This window comes from Pseudomonas sp. XP2 (assembly GCF_053557975.1).
In genome coordinates this window covers 56160-79544 of record NZ_JBNRIK010000028.1, presented here as the reverse complement: position 1 = coordinate 79544, position 23385 = coordinate 56160, and the positions used below count along the sequence as shown (strand labels likewise).

Annotated in this window: 18 protein-coding genes, 6 tRNA genes and 1 pseudogene; 11 read left to right on the top strand and 14 right to left on the bottom strand. The window is 59.5% G+C overall.

The window, feature by feature from the left end; all coding sequences use genetic code 11:
• Nucleotides 1–237: 237 nt before the first annotated feature.
• Entirely contained in the window at nt 238–3543 is a 3306-nt protein-coding gene (locus ACK1VC_RS23910) for a UvrD-helicase domain-containing protein (protein WP_191087244.1), read from the bottom strand.
• A gap of 2 nt (nt 3544–3545) precedes the next feature.
• Nucleotides 3546–4622, bottom strand: a complete 1077-nt coding sequence (locus ACK1VC_RS23905) for a hypothetical protein (protein ID WP_224372436.1) — start codon at nt 4620–4622, stop codon at nt 3546–3548.
• 88 nt (nt 4623–4710) lie between these two features.
• On the opposite strand from ACK1VC_RS23905, the gene ACK1VC_RS23900 reads away from it, so the two are divergent.
• Nucleotides 4711–5742: a TauD/TfdA family dioxygenase gene (locus ACK1VC_RS23900; RefSeq protein ID WP_224372434.1), complete on the top strand. Its 1032-nt coding sequence runs from the start codon at nt 4711–4713 to the stop codon at nt 5740–5742.
• Between the two features lie 66 nt (nt 5743–5808).
• Here ACK1VC_RS23900 and ACK1VC_RS23895 read toward each other — a convergent pair whose 3' ends face one another.
• Nucleotides 5809–7053 (bottom strand): RES family NAD+ phosphorylase, encoded by a 1245-nt coding sequence (locus ACK1VC_RS23895; RefSeq protein ID WP_449118059.1) that lies wholly within the window; start codon nt 7051–7053, stop codon nt 5809–5811.
• Between the two features lie 164 nt (nt 7054–7217).
• On the opposite strand from ACK1VC_RS23895, the gene ACK1VC_RS23890 reads away from it, so the two are divergent.
• Nucleotides 7218–7961, top strand: a complete 744-nt coding sequence (locus tag ACK1VC_RS23890; protein WP_186556115.1) for a hypothetical protein — start codon at nt 7218–7220, stop codon at nt 7959–7961.
• Between the two features lie 130 nt (nt 7962–8091).
• A complete protein-coding gene (locus ACK1VC_RS23885) occupies nt 8092–9471 on the top strand; it encodes a DUF6035 family protein (RefSeq protein ID WP_191087243.1) in 1380 nt (459 codons plus the stop codon).
• Between the two features lie 70 nt (nt 9472–9541).
• On the opposite strand, the pseudogene ACK1VC_RS23880 reads toward ACK1VC_RS23885, so the two are convergent.
• The 4 genes and pseudogenes from ACK1VC_RS23880 to ACK1VC_RS23865 all read right to left on the bottom strand — a co-directional run.
• A pseudogene (locus ACK1VC_RS23880) lies at nt 9542–9706 on the bottom strand (integrase domain-containing protein); the annotation flags it as partial.
• A gap of 1147 nt (nt 9707–10853) precedes the next feature.
• Entirely contained in the window at nt 10854–12008 is a 1155-nt protein-coding gene (locus ACK1VC_RS23875; RefSeq protein WP_023047451.1) for a Fic family protein, read from the bottom strand.
• A gap of 251 nt (nt 12009–12259) precedes the next feature.
• A tRNA-Thr gene (locus tag ACK1VC_RS23870) sits at nt 12260–12335 on the bottom strand.
• A gap of 71 nt (nt 12336–12406) precedes the next feature.
• Nucleotides 12407–12817, bottom strand: a complete 411-nt coding sequence (locus ACK1VC_RS23865) for a pilin (RefSeq protein ID WP_191087242.1) — start codon at nt 12815–12817, stop codon at nt 12407–12409.
• Nucleotides 12818–13033: 216 nt separating this feature from the next.
• Here ACK1VC_RS23865 and ACK1VC_RS23860 point away from each other — a divergent pair, with 216 nt between their 5' ends.
• The 4 genes from ACK1VC_RS23860 to yacG are packed head-to-tail and all read left to right on the top strand — an operon-like array spanning nt 13034 to nt 15931.
• Nucleotides 13034–14242, top strand: coding sequence for a type II secretion system F family protein (locus ACK1VC_RS23860; RefSeq protein WP_191087241.1), 1209 nt, complete (start codon nt 13034–13036; stop codon nt 14240–14242).
• Between the two features lie 2 nt (nt 14243–14244).
• Complete coding sequence (locus ACK1VC_RS23855; protein ID WP_102667853.1) at nt 14245–15111, top strand: prepilin peptidase; 867 nt, start codon at nt 14245–14247, stop codon at nt 15109–15111.
• A complete protein-coding gene (gene coaE, locus ACK1VC_RS23850) occupies nt 15111–15734 on the top strand; it encodes a dephospho-CoA kinase (protein ID WP_191087240.1) in 624 nt (207 codons plus the stop codon). The genes ACK1VC_RS23855 and coaE overlap by 1 nt, the downstream gene beginning before the upstream one ends.
• Complete coding sequence (gene yacG / locus ACK1VC_RS23845) at nt 15731–15931, top strand: DNA gyrase inhibitor YacG (RefSeq protein WP_016484797.1); 201 nt, start codon at nt 15731–15733, stop codon at nt 15929–15931. Before coaE ends, yacG begins: the two co-directional genes overlap by 4 nt.
• Nucleotides 15932–16142: 211 nt before the next feature.
• Here yacG and ACK1VC_RS23840 read toward each other — a convergent pair whose 3' ends face one another.
• The gene (locus tag ACK1VC_RS23840) at nt 16143–16850 is read right to left on the bottom strand and encodes an energy-coupling factor ABC transporter permease (RefSeq protein ID WP_060519469.1); all 708 of its coding nucleotides are present in this window, start codon (nt 16848–16850) and stop codon (nt 16143–16145) included.
• Nucleotides 16851–16936: 86 nt separating this feature from the next.
• On the opposite strand from ACK1VC_RS23840, the gene ACK1VC_RS23835 reads away from it, so the two are divergent.
• The 4 genes from ACK1VC_RS23835 to ACK1VC_RS23820 all read left to right on the top strand — a co-directional run bounded on the left by ACK1VC_RS23835 (nt 16937) and on the right by ACK1VC_RS23820 (nt 19739).
• Nucleotides 16937–17368, top strand: a complete 432-nt coding sequence (locus ACK1VC_RS23835; RefSeq protein ID WP_016484795.1) for a hypothetical protein — start codon at nt 16937–16939, stop codon at nt 17366–17368.
• 55 nt (nt 17369–17423) lie between these two features.
• Nucleotides 17424–18053: a DUF1780 domain-containing protein gene (locus ACK1VC_RS23830; protein WP_013970766.1), complete on the top strand. Its 630-nt coding sequence runs from the start codon at nt 17424–17426 to the stop codon at nt 18051–18053.
• A gap of 132 nt (nt 18054–18185) precedes the next feature.
• On the top strand, nt 18186–18359 hold the full coding sequence (locus ACK1VC_RS23825; RefSeq protein WP_013970765.1) for a DUF3094 family protein: 174 nt from the start codon (nt 18186–18188) through the stop codon (nt 18357–18359).
• Nucleotides 18360–18443: 84 nt separating this feature from the next.
• The gene (locus ACK1VC_RS23820) at nt 18444–19739 is read left to right on the top strand and encodes an NAD(P)/FAD-dependent oxidoreductase (RefSeq protein WP_016484794.1); all 1296 of its coding nucleotides are present in this window, start codon (nt 18444–18446) and stop codon (nt 19737–19739) included.
• Nucleotides 19740–19944: 205 nt separating this feature from the next.
• Here the strand turns inward: ACK1VC_RS23820 and ACK1VC_RS23815 are convergent.
• From ACK1VC_RS23815 to clpB, 6 genes are all read right to left on the bottom strand, one after another.
• Nucleotides 19945–20020 (bottom strand) — tRNA-Lys (locus ACK1VC_RS23815).
• 5 nt (nt 20021–20025) lie between these two features.
• A tRNA-Pro gene (locus tag ACK1VC_RS23810) sits at nt 20026–20102 on the bottom strand.
• A gap of 46 nt (nt 20103–20148) precedes the next feature.
• Nucleotides 20149–20224: transfer RNA gene (locus tag ACK1VC_RS23805), tRNA-Lys, on the bottom strand.
• Nucleotides 20225–20229: 5 nt separating this feature from the next.
• Nucleotides 20230–20306: transfer RNA gene (locus ACK1VC_RS23800), tRNA-Pro, on the bottom strand.
• A gap of 4 nt (nt 20307–20310) precedes the next feature.
• Nucleotides 20311–20386: transfer RNA gene (locus ACK1VC_RS23795), tRNA-Asn, on the bottom strand.
• Between the two features lie 418 nt (nt 20387–20804).
• A complete protein-coding gene (clpB, locus tag ACK1VC_RS23790) occupies nt 20805–23369 on the bottom strand; it encodes an ATP-dependent chaperone ClpB (RefSeq protein WP_016484793.1) in 2565 nt (854 codons plus the stop codon).
• Between the last annotated feature and the right edge of the window lie 16 nt (nt 23370–23385).

Sequence of the window (23385 nt, the reverse complement as noted above, 5' to 3'; positions counted from 1 at the left end):
CATTGTGATCAATCTGCTCTTTGGTGCCGCGTCCAGTGTCAGGCGAGATGATTTTGCACAGAGCTCGAAGGAACGGATGATTTCCGGCCTAGCTGAGACATTTGGTGTCGGTATCACGATCAGCCCGGCTCGCAAAGACGAAGCTCCTGCAGAATCCGACCCTGCCATGAGCCCCACGGCCAAAATCCCGTAAAATTCTCCGGCAGAATGCGCAGCGCTGTGAGCATCAACAGGCTGTCAGGGCTTGCCGTCGCAAATACTCAGGTACGCACAGCGACTGCAGCTTCTGCCCCGGTTGGGCAACCGATCACCGGCGATGAAGCTCTTGGCCATCTTGTATACTGTCGTGCGCTCGATGCCACGCGAGGCGCCCTCTCGAATGCGCTTATCGGTGATCAACGAATAGATGGTGGCGTATCGGATGCCGGGGGCATTCATGTTCACCATCATTGGCCTGAGCTGCTTCATCGTCCCTGACAGCCCTTCGTGCGCTCGGATCCAGTGCAGTTCGCTGCCCACCGACAGCATCCACGGCAGCACGATCTGCAGTCCAGCCACCTCTGATACGAGCCCTTCTACCAGGCTGCCCCGAATCTCACCGACAAGCGCAAGGCCTCGTTTTACCGCTGTCACAGCATCCTCATAGAGCTGCGGATCTTCGGTTTTTGGGGGCAGGAGGCGCGCTTTCCACGCAGCCTGGAACGCCGTCTGAGGCACGGCAGCGTTCTTCAACACCTCAAAGAGCATGTCGCTGACAGCCCACCGCGCCCGGATCGACACATCAATCTCCTGCTCAGCCGTCAGGGTCAACTCATGCCGGTAATGGTACTGAAGCGGGCAGTTCATATAGGTCTGGAACGCTTCGTAGCTCACTGTGCTCGGCGCAACGGCGCTGCCAATCGGCAATGGAGCAGGCGGTATGGCAGGCAAACGGATGCCGTACAGCGTTCGAAGCTTCTTGCCTGCCGCGTTGAGGGGCGCCGGCCTGGTGGTGTCAGCGAGCTGGTAGAGGTACAGGTGATCGCGGGCACGGGACAGCGCCACGTAGAGCAGATTGTTCCGCTCTACCTTTTCCTCGAACGCAAAGTCATCATCGGTGCTGTTTAGCACCTCGGGAGGAATCAGCTCAAGTGGACGCAGATCGTAGAAGTAGGGCCGATTGGGCCCGTAGGCGGTATCGTCGACGTTGGTGAGATGCACCGCCGAGTACTCAAGCCCCTTGCTGGAATGCACCGTCATGACGTTGACGGCATCCAGGGCTCTTGCCTCAGGCGGTATGCCTCGATCCGCCAGTTTCTCGCCAATGCGCCGACGTAGTTCTTCTTGCAGCAAGAACTTGGTGAGGCGGGACTGGCTGCCATCGCCGTCACCGTTGCGCACTGCATAGACGAACAGCCAGATTGCGAGCCGGGCAGTGTGCGCCTCGATTGACGTATCAGCCGGATTCGGGAACCCGTAGCGACGATCCAGCATTACCGTGGAAACGAACACCCACGGCTTTGTATTGCGCGTGAAGCCCTGCAGCAACATGCTCAGGTTTGCTTTCGCCACCTGCCCTTGTGCCGAGAGGCCCGGGATATTGCTCCAGATCCATCGCCCACGCTGAAGCGCGGTACCACTGCCATTCTGCGTGAAACGCATGAGCAGCTCGATGTCCTGGGCCGTCATCGGGAATCGTGGATCCTGCATCAGGCCGACCAAAGACCTGGGCTGCCGCATGCAGAGCAGCTCCATCAGGCAGAACAGTCGCTTGATTTCAGGCCGCTGGCAGATGTCCCCGAGATGAAGAACCGGCACGCCCCGCTTGGTCAGCTCCTCGACAACGTGCTCAACGTTCGTGGAGCTGCGGCTCATGACCAATTGCTCGCGGTAGGGGATGCCCTGAGCCGCAAGCGCCTTGATGCACGTTTCAAGGGTGGCTGCCTGGGCGAGGTTGGAGTCGCACTGGTAGAGCCTTGGGATTCCGCCAATCGATGGCCGATAAGCCGTGACCGGCTCAAGCGGCATCAGATGACGCAGCGCGTGATACGTGCCAGCGCAGTTGAACAGGTCGAGAATCTCAGGCGTGCTTCGCCTGTTCAGATCTAGTGCATAGCGCTTGTACGTCGGTGTGATGTGCCGCAAGCTTTTGGAGGTCTTGTCGAAATCGATCAAGCTCTTGATGGAAGAGCCTCGCCAGTGATGGATCGCCTGGCGAACGTCACCGACCACCCACACCGAATTCGCATTCAGGGCCAACTGCCTGATCAGCTCGACCATGACCTCAGTGACATCCTGATATTCATCGACCAGCACATGCTCAAATTGATCGAGGTACTGCGCGACGGTGGCACGCGCGCGCCGGGCCTGGATTGACGGGTAAGCGACCAGGTCGACGTAATCGACCCAGCACTTTTCCCGCATGGCCTCTTCATAGGCCTCAAAGAGTGTCGCGATGTCCTCACGCTCATCCTGGACATCCTGATCACATGGGGGCAGCGCCTTGAGCCGAGCGCGGTAGTCATCGACCGTCAGGCACTCTTCCTTCAATCGCTTGATGTGCTCGATCACACCTGGAAGCCAATCGTAGGGGTTCTGTAGCCGCAGGTAGTACTTCAGCCTGACCTTGGCCAGGCGCCCAACCATCAGCCTGACCTGCATGAGCTTGTCAGCCATGCTTACTTTCGCGCGGAGGTTGAACAGGTGGTGATGCTTACGAAGGAATTCCAGGCCGAAGGCGTGGAAGGTGCCCGCCCACACGTTTGTCGCGTTCTTGATACCCGAGGCAGCCAATCGCTCGACCAATTCAGCAGACGCCTTGTTGGTGAAGGTGAGCACCAGGATCTTGTTGGCCGGCACGCCTTGCTCAAGCAAGTACTTGATGCGGTGCACCAGGGTGGTCGTCTTCCCGGTGCCGGGGCCTGCCACCACGTTCACGAACGTTTCTTTGGCATGCGCCGCCAGGCGCTGCGCATCGGTCATTTCTGGCAATGCGCCAGGCGGTACGGTGGGCAGGATCGGCAACAGAAGACCGTCAAACAACTGTTGGCGAACGATCTCAATCGGTACCGTCAGGTTGAGCGAGATCTGACTCGCGCCGAGGTGCGCGAAAAACTGTTGCTGGGCGACGATACGAGGCAAGAGCAACTCGCGCGCGAACACATTGGCCTGCAGTTCAGTGCGCTCGTTTGCGCCGTATGCCTCAACCTTGACGATCGCCTCGCTGCCTTCGGAGGCGGTCATGGCCGCAAGATCGGCGTACGTGGTCTCCTGCAGATCGGCGTCCAGGTACCAGTGACCCAGTTCATGCGCGATCAGATAAGCCTTCTCGGCTTCACTGACATCCTTGCGGATGTACATGGTCTCATCGTTGCGCTTGAGTACACCATCGGTGCCACCCAGAATCGAATGGCCCGGTGGTACAAATTCGATCCCAACGCCGAGGATCACTTCAACGTTGGCAAGCAGCGTCTTGGAAGAAACTGGCCCATGAGAGTCGGCTAACCCCACCAGCGACTCTCGAACATCCATGGCTTTCCGTCGAGCCCTGTCGAAGGGATTCATGCTCAACCCTCCAGTTTCAGCAGGCGAGCTTCCTCGTCCGGCGACAATTCCAGCTCCTTCACTGCAACACTCCAGGATTTCCGCTGCAGATCAACTTGTGGTTTACCTGTAGTGGCCTTGAAGGCAGGTACAGGCTGACTCGTAAAACGTCGCTCCAACGCAACGGAAAACGCGTCGAAGGGAACCTGCAGATAATCCGCCATTTTGCGGATGACCCGAGCAGGCGCAAAGACAGATCCGCCCAGAATCAAGGTTGCCAGAACACGGTTGTCGCCCAAGTCAGCCTCAGCAGCAATCTGCTTGGCCTTCGGCCCCTTTACACGCTCGATGGCTTCCAAAGCCAGCGCGACGGAAGCATCGGCAATTACCGGCGCCTTTACGGCCAACGCAGCGGCCACCGGACAGTGCGACAGCGCCTCGGCCAAAAGGCCATTTACGAACGACGAGGTGGAGCGTTCATACTCTCCCGCCGTCAACTGCGTTTTCATGACCAGTCGACGCTCAGCACGAATGCTCCAGTTTTTCGTTTGGGCACCGGCGAAGTCGTTTGCTTTTCGTTCGTAGTCTGCCAGCAGCTTCGATGTGCTCTTGGTTCGGGACTCCCGATCGAAGCGAGTCAGCCCATCTTGCAGAAGGTCACGTGCGGCGATCGCACGCGAGATGCCCCTCTGCTTGGCGACCGCGTCGATCTCCTCAAGCAGCGATACCTTAGTCGTAACGCCGATCTGTTCGCGGGCTTTACGAGTAGCTTCATCCATCTGTTTAGCCTTCACCTCAGAATGCATGATCGTCTCCGTTGCCTGGGAGTTCACCGCAGGCTCTCTGGTTGAGACAGACATCTTTTCTTTCTGTTCTTCACGTGGAGCCAGTGGCATCACGTTCACAAGCGCGTGCATGAGGTTTAGCGCGACATGAGGTTTATCCTTGCCTTGCACATCCAAACAGGTGCCATCAGGGAGTGTAAGCCTGCATCTGAATCCCTGAGCCGCTTTTGTCAGACTCATATAAGGCTTGAGGCAGGCTAGAAAACTAGCGCACCCATTGAGATAATCGGCGAGCTTGAGGCTGGGCTTTTTCATGGATCCGAACGATCGCTAGCAAGAAGACGCGTGATAGGTCACGCTGGCGTATATCACATTTATATCACCCGCACGCGTAGGCACACAATTGATCGACGCTCATTTTTGTACTGCTTTGCGAATCGTTATCACGAACTGGAAGTCGCAGCTCAGCGTTGAGGACATGGCTCAACAGCTCAGTGATCCCGTTGCATTTGGCCATGCCTTGCTGCCAGCGCTTGATGCCGAACTGGCCAATCTGGGCTGTAAACGCAGCGACGTTCATGATCTTGCTTGGCAAATGCCGTGCCTGCATTTGCGCAGCGTGTTCGACCCCCAGAGCATTCCTGACACGCCAATCGGCTTTCGTCCGGTACCGGACTGCGTCGGTACACTGGTAGCGCGTGCCACGGCAATCATCTGCCTGGCCGGACTGGGGGCCGATACCGTGTCGTATGGTTCGGAAAACGGCGGCGACCTCTTCGTGAACCTGGTCGTGATTCCGGGTGAAGGCCGGGTTTCTGAAAAGTCGCAGGGAAAAATGAACGGCCACACCGATGGTGTTTCGTTCCCCGTGCGCGGCCACCGCGACCCTGAAAACCCGCGCATTGCACCATCGCCGGACTTTGTTTGCCTGTCAGCGCTGCGCAACCCCAACGCAGTGCCGACGACCGTGATGCCGCTTGAAGCCATCTTGAGCGAGCTTGACCCCGAGCACATTCAGGAACTGCAGAAACCGCAATACATCCTGCAGTCGCAGCTCACCTTCCGCGACGGCATGGAGGAGATCCTGGGCGAAGAACTGCTGGTCGATGACGCCCAACTGCTGTTTCGCATGCAGAGCGGATTCTGGATTCGCTACAGCCACAGCTCCACTCAGCCAGCCGATGTTGGTGAAACGCCCGCCAAGAAGGCGATGCATGCGCTGACACAGGCCTGCTTGAACTGCGTGATCCCTGTCGCCCTGGCGCCCGGGGACATTGCCATCGTCAACAACCGCATCGCGCTGCATGGCCGGACAAAGGTCGGCGAGGGACACGGCGGCGTGTCCCGCTGGATGCTGCGTACCTACGGGCTTGATACTTCCGAACTCGACGAGTCCCAGCGCCACCCCAACAGCACCTTCATGCTGTTCCCCTGACAGACAGGTGTCAGCCAGGCTGGGGCGTTTCTTGGCGCCCGAGCCTGGTTGCAGAGGGTTCGCGCACTAGAACTCATGCATCTCAGTCAGCGGCCCAAGCGAGTTCTCTCGTAGGGGTTCATCGCTTGGGTCGTACACCAAGCCTCGAATCTTGTGATAGATCAAGCTGCCCGGCACATATTCGATTCGCGGTGCGTCAGATGCTTTCGCCCCCCTGAGCCCCATGCCACCATTGAAGCGGAATGTCATCGACTCCGCTGTGCAGGCCACGTGCGAGAACAGCACGATGTTGGTTCCACAGTCCTGCTGCACCGAACTGAACATCACACCATCAATCCGAGGTTTGCAGTGCGTCGCCAGGTACTCGGCGATGACCTGGGTAGTCAGATAGTCGCGCTCCAGGCCTGGCAGAACCGGCAGAGTAATCTCGCCGTGCAGATACCTCAGGAATTCTCGCCGGCCCTCTTTGGCGAAAAACGCTGGATCGAAAAAGCTAAGCATGGGCCCCGGATCAGCCTCCTCCAGGCGCGTGAAGTCCAGCACCCTGACGTCCTTGTTCAATCTGAACTCACCGCTCACGACCGTGCCGCCCACTGGAGGCCGAAGTTCGGCGATGCAAGTCAGGCGCTCCAGCGCAACATAGAAAGCAGGGACACCAGCGGGATTCATCCTGCCCTCGCCCGCCCTGGCCTTCGGCGGCGCCCCGAGATTGCGGGCAGGATTGGCCAGGATTTCATCCACGCTTCCCGATGCCAGGCAGGTGCGGGCGCGGTAGATCGGCGGTGCGTTGTCAGCCGTGAGTACACGAACAACCGCGTGTTCACTCAATGGGGCGCAGTACTCACCTAGGTCGTCGAACAACCAGTCGAGAAAGGCCTTCGCGTTATCGTTGAAGAACCGATTGCCGTGCTTCATGCCCTCCTGGAATTCGCCCCACTGAAAGCGAATGTCGTTCGGCATCGCGGACACCCTGGAGTACGTCACACCATCGCTGTATGACGCGAGCTCACTGCACACCGCCGTAACGATAGGTTCGACGTTGTCGCAGCCAAACACTTCTCCGACCCAGAAATCGAGCGGGTTACCGTACTGGTATTGCTCAGATTCAACACCATTCCAGCGGAAGTCGAACTCGCCCTCACAGATGTAACGATCGAGGATTGCCTTGACGAGGGTGACGATCTCGGAGAGCGGGACGCATTGGCGATTCGAGTCACACAGGCTACAGACGGCTGAGGCGCCACTGTCTCGAATCTCCCCACCCAGATAAGGATCGACAACGCATTCGTAACAGACGGTTTCTTGAAGCATGGCGATCACATCATCCTTTCGCTCGATGGTGGCAGAATACAGGCACGCATGCAGAGCATGATCGCTGATGATCACTCACAGTCAATACGCCGCTGTCAAAGCTGCATGGCCCAGACCGGGCCGCGACTTAAAGGCAGCACCACCGACATGGGACAGGAGGCTACATGAGTGCAAGCAAGGACGTGTTCTTCGAAATCGAGGCGCAACAATGCAGTTTATGGATTCACAACAAGTACGGCCTGGATCTCACCGCTGAAGACACAACGGGGCTCTGGAATGAGTTCTACGAAGAGTACATAGAGATGCTCGATGCGGAACAAGCCGAGTACCTGTGGCTGGAGCGACATTCGCACAAGCAGTTCTTCCATGAGTTCTCCACAGACCTGACAACCGCCTACAGCCTGCTGACGCTTGTGGGCAACCAGACTCAAGCCGACACGACGTACAAGCTGGTGTATGCGCATGCAGTGACCTTACTTGAGGCATTAATCAGCACCGTCGTACGAAAGCTTGTCATCAGCGAGCCTCGTCTGATGCTGAACCTCGTCACCGAGTACGAAGCGTTGAGCAAGAGAACGATCTCCCTCAAGCAGGTCGCCCAGGATCCCGCGATCGTTCAGGGCATTGTGCTCAAGGTGTTATCCGAGCTCAGCTTCCACAACGTGGCAACCATCCGTGAAATCTTGGGCGCGATGTTTGGTGAGCACATGAAAGGGCTTGAGATGGCAGACATCGCTCGGATCTGCATCAAGCGGCATGACATCGTTCACCGCAACGGAAAGACCGTCGACGACGAACCGATTGATCTGAGCATCGAAGACGTTCAGCAAGCGATCTACGCCATAGAAGCCTTCGCGGCAGACCTGAAGCGCCGCGTTGATGAGGCACTTGCAAAGAAAGACACGTAGGTTCAGCCATGAATCAATAGGTCTAGCGGAGCTGGATATCACCGGGTGGTAGTAAGTGTAAGCAGTTCGGTGGCAGCGCGAAGCCGCAATCGGGATTCTGGAAGCACGAGCCAAACGAAAGGAAAGCACCATGTACACCCGTGAATTCGCACAACCCACCGATACGATGCTTCTGACCGCAATCCTCGACATGGAGACCGGACTCGACGTTGACCTGCAGGTGTTTCTGAGCCGCGAGCTTGGGCTGGTGATCAAAGACCGCGCTGAACTGGTCAGCCGCTACACGCGCAATCGCGAAGCACCTTGGCTTGTCTGCCACCTGTGCACTGCACCGGTGATTCTCGTGCGCACCAAGGGGCGTCGCTTCCACTTCCGTCACCATCCCGTAGAAGAGGTCGAGCAAAAGTGCTCGATTTCCACTCGCGGCCAGCTCAGTGCTCAGCAGATCAACTGCATCAAGTACAACGCAGCAAAAGAAAGCATGGCCCACCTGAGATTGAAGGGCATCATTCGCGACAGCCTGATCGCCGACGAGAACTGCACTGAGCCGCAGGTTGAGGTGGTCTGGAAAGGCATTCGACTGGCCGACCGGGCGCAATGGCGCAAACCGGACGTCCAAGTCGAACACGCCGGCCAGCGGATCGCTTTCGAGGTGCAGCTCTCGACGACGTACCTGACCGAGATCGTAGGCCGCCGTGAGTTTTATCGCCTGAACAACGGCGCGATAATTTGGGTCTTCCAGGACTTCGACCCCAGCCTCACGCGCACCTCCGAGGAAGACATCTTCTATTTGAACAACTACAACGTGTTCGTGGTGAATGAGGCCACACTGAAGCGCTCGCAGGAGTCGAAGCGGATGGCGATGGACTGCTGGTTCGCCACCCCGGAGGTGAAGAATGGCCAGATTTATGACAGGTGGGTCAAAGAAGAAGTGTTCCTGGATCAGCTGACCATCAACCCCAAGGATCAGAAGGTTTACTATAGGGATTACGAGTACGTACGCGCAGTGGTCGAACAGTTGCTAAGCGCTTCTGCTTCCCGTCAGTCGTTCATAGATTTCTGGTCAAGGCATGCGGCGAACGACTGCCGGGAGACAAATGCCGCCTGGACAATTCTCCGGGAGAACATGCGCATCGCGATGCCCGATCTCCTGCTGCCGGCGGATCACCGTTCTGGCAAATTCCACGGCATGGTTTCACTGATGTTGAGTGCCCGTTTTGGCTACCCGGTTGGCTACAACCTGCCGCGCTTGCTGAACGTCGCCAACACCGCGTTTGATCACTACAAAGAGTACCTGTACGCGTTCGGGTGGACACTCAGGCTTTACGGCCATGAGCAGCTTTTGAAAGACCAGGACACCAAGGGCACATGGGCACGTCGTACGAAGATCATCAAAGAAGGCATGGAGAAGCACGATGAGGCTTTCCGACAGGATCCGTCGTTCAACAAGCTCTTAGCATTCTTGGTGCCGGAAATCAGTGACAAGCTGGCTCAAGCCAGAACTTGGTGACTTTGACCGGGCGAGCACACACTGTGCTCGCCCATAGAGCCTCGAACTCAGTGCGTTCGCGCAGCGCTTGTTCGGAACGGCACCATCTAACGAATGCCTGCCACCGATCACAGTGCGCCTTGACCGTGCCGTAATGGCCGCAGCCGAACATGTCTTTCAGCGCTTGCGGCCCTGCATAGCTCAATTGCCTGCCATAGCCGAAATTACGACCATCTCGTCTACCCACCAATGCCATGACTGTCACCTCATCTTTCGTTCTCCGATCCTCGCCCCACGTCATCCCGCCAAGAATGCTGAGTGTTATCAGGGATCAAGGCCCCTGCGACCTGTGGGGAATGTCCACTACGCGGGACTAGCGGCTCCTTACGTCCGGGAGCAAGGGCATCTCATGATCTGGCCTCCTGAGCACCGTTACCGATGGGCGGGTGGAGGCTGCACTGGCTGACGAGACCAGTGCCGCGAGATCCTGAGCCGGGTGAACGCAGCAATGCGATGACCGGGGCATGCCTGACTGTCAGTCAGGTGCAGTCCATTCCGTGGTCTGCGGCACCATCATCTACAAGGCTGTTGCTGGTGACATCCGCGTTTGTCACGCCGATTGTCACGAGGGGGAATGCCACAATGCCTTGTGCGATCAGGGCTGCAGCAGTGGTAGAAGTGCCCGTCTCTTTCCAGAGAAAGAGACGGGCGCAGGTTGGCGCAAGATTCGGCCAAGCGGATAGGTTGCTGCAGGGCCGCGAAGTAAAGAGGGAACGTCTGGCGCACGAAAGCGGTGTACTGGAATAGGCGTCCATCACATGGGTAGTGAACGAGCGAGCTACCGACTTGGGGAGTACACAAAAAATCATTGCCGGGGGCTTTCAGAGCTCGTACCACAGCGTCGCTGACGAAAATTGTATTGGCACTGTTTTTATACGTGCGTACGGCAAGTCAGTATCTCGGTGCGTGGCACGGTCTTCCCCCGTGTTCGCGGGCAAGCCCTAACACCAGTCAGTTAACGTTTTCTGGCTTAATTGGGGCTGCTTTGCAGCCATTCGCGGGCTTGCCCGCACCCACAGGGATCGCGCTAGCTTTTAGAAATTGAGCAAGACAGTTGGCTCAAACAGGTACGGGGCAATGCTCCGGGTAGCGATACCTGTTCGACTGCCCGGCTGCGCATGCTTTGTAAAGCTGTTCCGAAGTATCTTGAAAGGATTTCGTGGAGAGAGGGAACTGTGTTGCAGGGCACAGTTCAGCGGTGGAACAAGAAATTGCCGGGCCGCCTTGCGGCTCTTTCGCGACACACAGGACGTGGGATATTCGAGCATCGTGCTTACATTCGGGCCTTAATGTTCACGAAATGAGACAAATTCAAGCTGAATTAGTGCCGACCTTGCGATTATTCAAGGCCTGTCGAGTGGCTCTGGAATGAACCCCTGCTCCCTCAGTGCCTTGATGACCCCACGCACCAGATAATTGTTGGAAAAGCCAAGGGTGTATTGCCTCGAACCTGGGTTGATTGGCAGAAGCATGCCTTGCTCTACCAGGTTCTTGATCTGATAAGTCCGTTGGTTAGCCGTGAGCGCGGGGAGTGCCTGAGCAATGTCACTCGATTTCACGACCTTCATCTTTATGACGCTGACCAGAATCTGTTCCTCGGTCGCGGTAATCCACTCCCGACTCCGTGCAAAACTCACGGCCGGCAGCAGAATGCACTTCGTGAGGTAGCCATAGTCGGTGAGCTTGTCCACCTTCTCCAATTCGTCGCGGATACCCTGCAGCACATAGGTACACCATGCCTCCAGCCCTGCTGTGGTGCCAGTATCGGCAAGCCCCAGCATGGTGTAGTACTTGTCCCGGTCATTGCAGAACACCGCTGTGGGGTTGAGTACCCGACCACCCGTGTTCACGTTGAAGCCGTACTTCATCAACAGCGCATAGGTCAGCAGCCTTACCACCCGCCCATTTCCATTGCCGAATGGGTGAATCCAACCGAAACGGTGGTGCGCCAGGGCGACCTTCATCAGCGCGTATTTAGGGGAATCGTCGCGATTGATGAAACTGACCAACTCCTGCATGTACTGCGCCACCAGCACACCGTCCGGAGGCACATGCTCCGCCTGGGCGATCCTGACCGCCCCTTCCCGGTAGGCGCCTGGCGTTCTATCGCCTTCACGCCGTAACCCCAGTACGGTCATCGCGTGCAATTCTCGGATCGTATGCTCTGTCAGGTCTGCACCGGGCTTGATCACCTCTTCGATGTAATCCATCGCCTTCTCGATGTTGGCAATTTCCAGCAACTGATCGGTGCTCTCGGCCTTCCCTTCGACCTTGCTGTCGATGTAGTCGGCCAGTGTGGTGTGGTTGCCCTCGATTCGAGCAGAGCCCAGGCTCTCCAGCGTGTGGAACAGCGCCTTCAACTGAAAGAACACCTGAGGTGGGGTGTCCCCTTCCAGCCTCAGCCTGCGCAGAAATTCGAGCTCGGCCAGAACGTCAACCAGCGGCGAGTCGAAGGATGGGTTCAGTAGCTGCAGGTCGTGGTGAGAAAACGAGGGCATCTCAAAATTATCTCTAAACGGCAAAATCATTATCTAGAAAAAATTCGGCTCTAACCCCGTAAACACTGGCAAGAACCTGATCGACAGCTAACCATTATCTAAAAATACGCGCAACCCTAAGTGGAAAACTGCGGACCATAAAGTCAAAAACACGCAGATCCGTGGGGAAAAAAGCGGGAACAAAAAAGCCCGCACAAGGCGGGCTTCTATTGGTGCCAGGTAGCGAGAAATCGCCATAGGCCAACTGATTCTGGTGCCGGAGACAGGAATCGAACCTGCGACCTTCGCGTTACGAGTGCGCTGCTCTACCGACTGAGCTACACCGGCGTGTAGCGCAACGTACCACTGCTCACACCCGCAACGCAAACCCCTGTTTCCGCTAGTTTATTACCCTGCCCTCAAGCCCCCTTGCACCCCTTGGGCGCCAGGTCTTCTTCGATGTCGGTAGTGCACGCCCAGCCGCTGGCGGAACGCGTCAGGGTCAGTGCCTTGCCCAGCACGTTTGCCGGCGCATCCACCAGCGTGCAGGCAATGCTGCCGCTGCCATCTGCGGCCTTGCCGCTAGCGGTAATCGCACAATGCGCCGTTGCCGGCTGGCCACCCAGTTCGGCCACGCCCGCTACGTCTTTCCCGTCATTCAACCGCAGGTCCATCGCCGTCTTCAGCGCGCTGATTTCCAGCAGCCCGGCCGCGGCCTTGGAGCGTGCCTGGTGGTTGGTGTACATCGGTAAGGCGATGGTCGCCAGAATGCCGATGATCGCGACAACGATCATCAGTTCGATCAGGGTGATACCGCGTTGCCCTTTCATGAACATCTTTCCTTTTTGATTCGCTTACACATTGAGGTGGGTTGCGCCCCAACCGGCAGCGGCGCAGTAGGCCTGAACAGACACCTTTTGTCACCCCTGCCCGCTTGGGCGTCATCTTCGCTGAACTACTCTAGTGAGCATCATGGACGCGCGCCCTGGCATGGACGCGGCAAGCTGTTTCCAGGCTTGTCGCTGGGGCAGAAAAAGGACCTTTGCATGGCTTCGACTTCACTGCTTTACCGCTGGCACGGCACCGACGCCAACGGCACGCCGGTCAGCGGCCAAACGCCTGGGCGCAGCCCGGCTTATGTACGTGCCGGGCTGATTCGCCAGGGCATCACGGTGGCCAGTTTGCGGCCAGTCAGCGGGCTGACATTCAGTTTGCCGAAGCGGCGGGCGAAGGCGGACCCGGCGGGTTTCAGCCGGCAATTGGCGACCTTGCTCAAGGCCGGGGTGCCGCTGCTGCAGGCATTCGAAGTGATGGGGCGCAGTGGTTGCGATGCGGCACAGGCGGCGTTGCTGGATAGATTGAAACAGGATGTGGCCTCGGGCCTTGGGCTGGCAGATGCGTTGCAGCGCCACCCGGCGTGGTTCGATGCGCTGTACTGCAACCTGGTGCGTGTGGGTGAGCAGTCGGGCACGCTTGACCGGCAGCTGGAACAACTGGCGGGTATGCTGGAACAGCGCCGGGCGTTGCACAAGAAGGTGCGCAAGGCGATGGTCTATCCGCTGCTGCTGTTGCTGACCGGGCTGGGGGTGTCGGCGATCTTGTTGCTGGAGGTTATCCCGAAATTTGAAAGCATGTTCTCGGGCATGGGCGCGGCGTTGCCAGCATTTACCCAGTGGGTGATCGACTTGTCCACAGCCCTGAGCCGGTTCGCGCCGCTGTTGCTGGTGCTGGGGGTGGTGCTGGGTTTGGCCGTGCGCCAGCTGTACCGCCAGCATGCGCCAGCGCGCCTGTGGATATCTCGGCGGGTGCTGGGCTTGCCGGTGTTCGGCAAGTTGCTGAGGGAGGCGGCGCTGGCGCGGTTTGCGCGTAGCCTGGCAACGTCGTACGGCGCCGGGGTGCCGTTGCTGGATGCGCTGGGCACGGTAGCCAGGGTGACCGGGGGCGAGCTGCACGAGCAAGCGGTGTTGCGGCTACGCCAGGGCATGGCCAATGGGCAAGGGCTGAACCAGGCGATGGCAGGCGAGACGCTGTTTCCACCGTTGCTGGTGCAGCTGACGGCCATCGGTGAGTCCAGTGGCACGCTGGACCAGATGCTGGAAAAAGCCGCCAGCCATTACGAGGAACAGGTCAGCCAGGCGCTGGACCAGTTGACCAGCCTGCTGGAGCCGGCCATCGTGCTGATCCTGGGCCTTTTGGTGGGTGGCCTGGTGGTGGCGATGTACCTGCCAATCTTCCAGTTGGGTAGCCTGATCTGAACATGACTCTATGGACTTTGCTGGCTGAGCAGCCGGCGTACTTCCTCACCCTGGCCACGGTGCTCGGCCTGCTGGTGGGCAGCTTTCTCAACGTGCTGGTGTATCGCCTGCCGATCATGCTGGGGCGACAATGGCAGCGTGAGGCGCAAGAGGTATTGGGGCTGCCGCTTGCGCGACACGAACGCTTCGACCTGTGCCTGCCGGCATCCCGCTGCCCGCATTGCGCGCATCAGATTCGCGCGTGGGAGAACATTCCGGTACTCAGCTACCTGGCCTTGCGCGGGCGTTGCTCAGCCTGCAAGGCCCGTATCAGCCCGCGCTACCCGCTGGTCGAGATAGCCAGCGCGCTGCTGTCGCTGGTGGTGGCCTGGCGCTTTGGTGCTTCGGCCGAGGCGTTGCTGGCACTGCCGCTCACTTGGTGCCTGCTGGCCCTGAGCCTGATCGATGCGGACCACCAATTGCTGCCGGATGTGCTGGTGCTGCCGATGCTGTGGCTTGGGCTGATCGTGAACGCCTTCGGCCTGTATGTGCCACTGGCTGACGCGTTGTGGGGCGCGGTGGCCGGGTACCTCAGCCTGTGGACGGTGTACTGGGTGTTCAAGCTGGTCACCGGCAAGGAAGGCATGGGCTATGGCGACTTCAAGCTAATGGCGCTGATCGGGGCCTGGGGCGGCTGGCAGGTGCTGCCGTTGACGCTGCTGCTGTCGTCGGTGGTGGGGGCGCTGGTAGGCGTGTGCCTGCTGCGTTTGCGCCGGCATGCGCTGGGTACGGCGATCCCCTTTGGCCCTTATCTGGCGATTGCGGGGTGGATTGCTGTGCTCTGGGGTGATGAAATATACGCCTCTTACATGCAACTGCTTGGATACTGATGGCCACTGCAGCCTTTACCCCCTGGATTCTCGGCCTGACCGGCGGCATTGGTAGCGGCAAGAGCGCCGCTGCCGAGCGTTTTGTCGAACTTGGCGTGCACCTGGTCGATGCCGACCAGGCGGCGCGCTGGGTTGTCGAACCTGGCCGCCCGGCCCTGGCCAGCATCGTCGAGCGCTTCGGCCCGGGTGTGTTGCAGGCTGACGGCCAGCTTGATCGCGCCGCCCTGCGCCAGCTGATCTTCGCCGACCCGGCCCAGCGTAAATGGCTGGAGCAACTGCTGCACCCGCTGATCGGGCAGGAGATTTTCAGCTACCTGGCCAAGACGCAGTCGCCGTATGCGGTGTATGTGTCGCCGTTGCTGATCGAATCGGGGCAGTACCACAAGACCCAGCGCGTGCTGGTGATCGATGCGCCGCAGGAACTGCAAATAGCCCGTACCTTGGCGCGGGACAACACCAGTGCCGAACAGGTGCAGGCGATTCTGCAGGCCCAACTGGCCCGTGAGGAACGCCTGCGCCATGCCGATGATGTGGTGGTCAACGACGGCGACCTGGCCGCGCTGCATGAGCAGATTGACCGCCTGCACCACTTTTACCTGACTTTGAAAGGAGGCCAGCCATGAGCCAGCCATTGACCGTCGATTGCCCGACCTGTGGCGCACCTGTGGAATGGAACGAGAAAAGCGCGTTCCGGCCGTTTTGTTCGGACCGTTGCAAGCTGATCGACCTGGGGGCCTGGGCGGCCGAAGAGCACAAGATTCCGGGGGCAGAAGAGTCCGAGGATGAGCTGTATTCGGGTGACCTGGAGCCGCGGCACTGAGCTGATCCACACATACAACGTGTGCCCACAACCCGCGCGGTACCTGTGGGAGCGGGCAAGCCCGCGAAGCAGGCGGCGCAGGGGATGGCACGGGCTTCGCCCGTGTTCGCGGGCATGCCCGCTCCCACAGTGAGAGTGCAACCTCTGAGTGCTGTGCAGTACCTGTGGGAGCGGGTTTACCCGCGAAGAGGCCGGCGCAGCCACCATACATTCACCGCTCATCTTCCTTCCAGGGCGCCTGCAGGTACCGCGTGCGGTTGAAGGTTTCCAGCCACTCCGGGCAAAACACCACCAGCGCACTGATCACCATGCCGTTGATGAACGCCTCGGGGAACATCATCAGCCACAGATAGCCGACAAAGTCGCTGAGCCACTCCGGCAGGGCAAAACGCCCGTCCAGCCACAACAAGCCTAGCGCTGCGGGCACGCAAACCAGCACGGTCAGTGCTGCCGGGAAGAACCCCGAACAGAAGATATAAACGAACAGGTTTCGCGGCTGTGCACGCTCGACCAGTATCGCGCACACCTCGGTAATCAGCACCGGTAAGCCAACCAGCAGCAAGCCATTCACCCCCAGCGCCGCCAGGTCCTGGCGCCCCAGCGCCAGCAAGCCGAGCTGGGCCATGAACCCGCCCAGCACCGCCAGCGGCCAGTCCAGCAACAGGGTGACCGCCGTCATGCCAATGAAGTGGTACGACACCCCGGTATCGAAATCGCGCCTCACCAACCACAGCGCAAACAGGCAGAACACCGTGCCAAACAGCAAATGCTGGCGGCGCCGGTCGGTGAACAGTTCAACCCAGCGAACCCGGCTTACCGCCCAGATCAGCAATGGCACATAACCCAGCCAGCCAAGGCTTAACGTGGTACCGGACAACACCTGCGCGCTGATCACCTGAACAATACCCATTGCAGCCATGTGGATAAAACCGAGTCTACACCCTTTCTCCCTTTCCTTCGGCTGCGGTAGGCTGGCGGCCTCGTTCGATGCAGGAAGTATTGGTCATGCCGGAAGGACTCAACCCTGCCCTTCTGCTGGCAGCGGCACTCAACGCCATCATCGGCGTACTTCATCTCGTCATCATCGCCGTAGGCCCGCCTTGGTACCGTTTGTTCGGGGCTGGCGAGCGTATGGCGGTGGCAGCCGAAAAGGGTCGCTGGTACCCGGGGCTGATCACCGCCGCCATCGCCTGCGTGTTACTGGCCTGGTCGGCTTATGCGCTGTCGGCGGCAGGGGCAATCGGCAGGCTGCCGTTGCTGCTGCCAATCCTCTGCCTGATCACCCTGGTGTACCTGCTACGCGGCGTGCTGGGGCCAAGATTGCTGGCGGGCACCGGGCGTTCGCAGCGTTTTATCGTAGTCAGTTCGCTGATCTGCCTGGGCTTCGGCCTGGTCCACCTGGTCGGGCTCGTGCAGCAGTGGCCAGTATTGAGCTGATTCCCACGCTTAAACAGCATCTTACCGTCATCGATTAGCGGCTAAGCTTGTCTGCATGGATGACTCAGACTACCTGCGCCTGCTTACCATCCAGGCCGAACAAGCTAACGCCTTTCTCTCCAACGCCCGCAAGTGGGAGCGGGAGCGTTGGGTGTGCCAGCGACTGTTGCAGGGGTTGAATATCCCCTACCGCAGCGAAGACTTCACCCCGGCCGGGCAAGAGCCGCCCGATGTGCTGTTCCGCGACGCGGCCTTCGAGGTGTTTTTTGTGCTCGACGAGGGGCGTCGGCTGAACGATGAGTGGCGCGAAGAGCTGCAGCGCCGGCGCAGTGCGTTTTCCCTGGCACAGCTGGTGCGCCGTGAAGCGCGCCCGCGGCGCATCAGTGCCACCGAGCTGCTGGGGCGCCTGGCGCCGACCTTGCGCAAGAAGGCGCACAACTACCGGGAACGCGGGCTGGAGCTGAACGAGCTGGACATCATCGCCTTCGCCAGCCTCAAGCGCGAAGTGCTCGACCTGAACACCCACTTCCCGCCGCCCACCGAATACCTGCGCCAGGGCTGGCGCTCGCTGTCGCTGGTGGGGCCGACCTTTGCCCGGGTGCTGTTCGCCCACCCCGATGCACCAGACTTCCTGCGCGGCAACCTGGGCCGCAGCATTGTCTTCGACGTGGGCATCAGTCTTTGATCCAGTGCAGCGAGTGTTTGCGATGGCGTACACTCGGCGCCAGGGATAGAAAGCATTATCATTTGTTTCAAGCGCCTGCACGAACGCTGTAGCGTTTGCGCAGTCACAGACGTCTACCTGACGAGGCCCACCATGACCAGCCGCCTGAACCCGGAAGATCAGCGTCGTGTCGATGAGTATCTGCGAGCCCCCCAGCATCAAGTCGAGCGCAGGCCTTTCCGGCCGTGGCTGCTCCTTGTGCTGGTGGTAGCCGTGACCATCGGGTTGGGTCTCATCAGCCGCCTGCTGAGTGGACTGGTGCTATGAGCTGCCTCGCGCTCGCCCTCCCCTCGTGCAGTTTGCGGCCGGCCCCCCGGGCCACGAATTCCGTAAACCTTATGAGATATCCCCATGACTCATCGCATCGTGATTGTCGGCGGTGGCGCCGGCGGCCTGGAACTGGCGACCCGCCTGGGTAAAAGCCTGGGCAAGCGCAAGCAAGCCGAGATCACCCTGGTCGACACCAACCTGACGCACATCTGGAAGCCACTGCTGCACGAAGTGGCCGCCGGCTCGCTGAACTCCTCGGAAGACGAACTCAACTACGTGGCGCAGGCCAAGTGGAACCACTTCAACTTCCAGCTGGGGCGCATGAGCGGCCTGGACCGCGAGGGCAAGCAGATTCAACTGGCCGCCACCCTCGATGATGAGGGCCGCGAACTGCTGCCTGCGCGCACCCTGGGCTATGACACCCTTGTCATTGCCGTGGGTTCCAATACCAACGACTTCGGCACCTTGGGCGCGGCGCAGCATTGCCTGTTCCTCGACACGCGCAAGCAGGCCGAGCGTTTCCACCAGCAATTGCTCAACCACTACCTGCGCGCCCACGCCGGCGACGTGGCCAGCGAGCAGATCAGCGTAGCCATCGTCGGCGCCGGTGCCACCGGCGTGGAGCTGGCGGCCGAACTGCACCATGCCGCCCACGAACTGGCGGCCTATGGCCTGGACCGCATCCAGCCAAAGGACATGCACATCACCCTCATCGAGGCAGGCCCGCGCGTGCTGCCGGCGCTGCCAGAGCGCATCAGCGTGCCGGTGCACAAGACCCTGGAAAAGCTCGGGGTGAAGGTGTTGACCAACGCTGCCGTCAGTGAAGTGACCGAGGACGGCCTGAAGACCAAGGACGGCGAAGTGATCCAGGCCAGCCTGAAAGTGTGGGCGGCCGGTATCCGTGCGCCTGGCTTCCTCAAAGACATCGATGGCCTGGAGACCAACCGTATCAACCAGCTGGTGGTGCGCCCTACCCTGCAGACTACCCGCGACGACAACATCTTCGCCTTCGGCGACTGCGCCGCCTGCCCGCAACCGGGCAGCGACCGCAACGTGCCGCCCCGGGCCCAGGCCGCGCACCAACAGGCGTCGATGCTCGCACAGAGCCTGAAGGCGCGGCTGGAGAACAAGGCGCTGCCGACTTACGAGTACAAAGACTACGGCTCGCTGGTGTCGCTGTCGCGCTTCTCGGCGGTGGGCAACCTGATGGGTAACCTGATGGGCAGCGTAAAGCTGGAAGGCTGGCTGGCGCGGATGTTCTACGTGTCGCTGTACCGCATGCACCAGATGGCGTTGTACGGGTTCTTCCGCACGGCGTTGATGATGCTGGGTAGCAAGATTGGCCGGGGTACCGAGCCGCGCCTGAAGCTGCACTGACAGGCACCCGCTCCTGCAGGCAATGCGCTGACCTGTAGGAGCAGCCTGGTGCTGCGAAGAGGCCATTACCCGCCGAGAAAATCTTTTGCCGTACCGGCCCTTTCGCAGCACAAGGCTGCTCCCACAAGGGCCCGTGTTGCGGTAAGAGGTGGGTTAAATCTGAGCAAAAGAAAAAGGGCATCTCTTTCGAGATGCCCTTTATTCATGGTGGGTCGTGTAGGATTCGAACCTACGACCAATTGGTTAAAAGCCAACTGCTCTACCAACTGAGCTAACGACCCAAAAATGGTCGGGGTGAGGGGATTCGAACTCCTGACATCCTGCTCCCAAAGCAGGCGCGCTACCGGACTGCGCTACACCCCGGGTCTTTCAAAAAAAAGGGCATCTCTTTGAGATGCCCTTCTTTACATGGTGGGTCGTGTAGGATTCGAACCTACGACCAATTGGTTAAAAGCCAACTGCTCTACCAACTGAGCTAACGACCCAAAAATGGTCGGGGTGAGGGGATTCGAACTCCTGACATCCTGCTCCCAAAGCAGGCGCGCTACCGGACTGCGCTACACCCCGAGATTGGCTCCGCGACCTGGACTCGAACCAGGGACCCAATGATTAACAGTCATTTGCTCTACCGACTGAGCTATCGCGGAACTAAATTTCGGTACAACTTACCGATTTACTACTCCGAAGACTGTGTTCGCTTCGGACCCTTTAGCTTCTTAGCTTTCGCTTTGTCGCTGCTGAGGCCGGCTATTCTACATTCTTCGTTTTGCTTGTCAACCACTTTTTTTCATTCAACTTACTGATTTGTAAGTTGTTTTGCGGTCACCGATGTTGCTGGTGATTCGCTTAGTGCCTGACAACGCGGCGTATATTAGGGTCACCCGAATCTTGATGCAAGCAAAAATTTCAAAAATTTCAGCAAGTTAACCTGAATTCCCCGAAAGCCCCGGTTTTACTGGGCTGCACCGGCCTCTTCGCGGGTAAACCCGCTCCCACAGGGGCCCCACAGCGGGTGTGAGAAAGCAAAAAAAAGCCCCGCATAAGCGGGGCTCATGGTGCAACGCATTAGCCAAAGACGATTTCGTCGCCTTCCACCGTGGCGGTAATCGACGTACCTGGCACAAACTGGCCTGCCAGGATCAGCTGCGCCAGCGGGTTTTCGATCCAGCGCTGGATAGCCCGCTTCAGCGGCCGTGCGCCGTACACCGGGTCGTAACCCACGGCAATCAGCTTGTCCAACGCCTCCGGGCTCAGGCTCAGCGACAGTTCGCGCTCCAGCAGACGGCTGCGCAGGCGGCCCAGCTGGATCTCGGTAATGCCGGCAATCTGCTCGCGGCCCAGTGGCTCGAACACCACCACTTCGTCGATACGGTTGATGAACTCCGGACGGAAGTGCGCGCCCACTGCATCCATCACCGCCGCACGCTGTGCCTCGCGGTCGCCTACCAGTTCCTGGATCTGCGCCGAGCCCAGGTTGGAAGTCATCACGATCACCGTGTTGCGGAAGTCCACGGTGCGCCCGTGGCTGTCGGTCAGGCGGCCGTCTTCCAGCACCTGCAGCAGCACGTTGAACACATCCGGGTGGGCTTTCTCCACCTCATCCAGCAGCACCACCGAGTATGGCTTGCGCCGTACGGCCTCGGTCAGGTAACCGCCCTCTTCATACCCTACATACCCTGGTGGTGCACCGATCAGGCGAGCCACGGAGTGTTTCTCCATGAACTCGGACATGTCGATGCGTACCATCGCCTCTTCGGTGTCGAACAGGAACTCGGCCAGCGCCTTGCACAGCTCGGTCTTGCCCACACCGGTGGGGCCAAGGAACAGGAACGAACCGCTTGGCCGGCTCGGGTCAGACAGCCCCGCACGCGAGCGACGTACTGCGTTGGCGACGGCGGTCACCGCTTCGTCCTGGCCAATCACACGCTGGTGCAGCAATGCTTCCATTTTCAGCAGCTTATCGCGCTCACCTTCGAGCATCTTCGACACGGGAATACCGGTCCACTTCGACACCACCTCGGCAATTTCTTCCTCGGTCACCTTGTTGCGCAGCAACTGGTTCTCGGTCTTGCCGTGCTGGTCGACCATCTGCAGGCTGCGCTCCAGGTCGGGGATCACCCCGTACTGCAGCTCGGCCATGCGGCTCAGGTCGCCTTTACGACGGGCGGCTTCCAGCTCCTGGCGGGCCTGCTCGATCTTTTGCTGGATCTGCGCCGAGCCCTGCACCTCTGCCTTCTCCGATGCCCAGATTTCTTCCAGGTCGGAATATTCACGCTCCAGCCGCTCGATTTCCTCGGTCAGCTTCTCAAGGCGTTTTTTCGCTGCTTCGTCTTCTTCCTTCTTCAGCGCCTGCGATTCCACCTTCAGTTGGATCAGGCGGCGATCAAGGCGATCGAGCACTTCCGGCTTGGAGTCGATCTCCATGCGGATACGGCTGGCCGCTTCGTCGATCAGGTCAATAGCCTTGTCCGGCAGCTGGCGGTCGGTGATGTAGCGGTGGCTGAGCTTGGCCGCAGCGATAATGGCACCGTCGGTGATGGCCACTTTGTGGTGCACTTCATAGCGCTCTTTCAGACCACGCAGGATAGCGATGGTATCTTCCTCGCTCGGCTCCTCCACCAGCACCTTCTGGAAGCGGCGCTCCAGGGCGGCGTCCTTCTCGATGAACTGGCGGTACTCGTTCAGCGTGGTGGCACCGACGCAGTGCAATTCGCCACGGGCCAAGGCAGGCTTGAGCATGTTGCCCGCGTCCATGGCGCCCTCGCCTTTGCCGGCGCCGACCATGGTGTGCAGTTCGTCGATGAACAGGATGATCTGGCCTTCCTGCTTGGACAGCTCGTTCAGCAGGGATTTCAGGCGCTCTTCGAACTCGCCACGGTATTTGGCACCGGCAATCAGCGCCCCCATGTCCAGCGCCAGCAGGCGCTTGCCCTTGAGGCCGTCAGGCACTTCACCATTGATGATGCGCTGGGCCAGGCCTTCGGCGATGGCGGTTTTACCCACACCAGGCTCACCGATCAGCACCGGGTTGTTCTTGGTACGGCGTTGCAGCACCTGCACGGTACGGCGGATTTCATCGTCACGGCCGATTACCGGGTCCAGCTTGCCTTCTTCGGCGCGCTTGGTCAGGTCGACGGTGTACTTGTCCAGCGCCTGGCGCGACTCTTCGGCGTTGGCGTCATTGACTGCGGCACCACCGCGCAGGTTGTTGATGGCATTTTCCAGGGCCTTTTTGCTCACGCCCTGGCTCAGCAGCAGCTTGCCGAGCTTGCTGTTCTCGTCCATGGCGGCCAGCAGCACCAGTTCGCTGGAAATGAACTGGTCGCCTTTCTGCTGGGCCAGGCGGTCGGCCTGGTTGAGCAGGCGCGCCAGGTCCTGCGACATGTTCACGTCGCCGGTGGGGTTCTGGATTTTTGGTAGCTGGTCGAGTTCTTTCACCAGCGCCTGGCGCAGGCTGTTGATGTCGAAGCCAACCTGCATCAGCAGCGGCTTGATCGAACCGCCCTGCTGTTCGAGCAGTGCCTGCATCAGGTGCACGGGCTCGATGGCTGGGTGGTCCATGCCAACGGCCAGGGATTGAGCATCGGATATTGCGAGTTGCAGCTTGCTGGTCAAACGGTCTATTCGCATGGTGTACCTTCCTTTA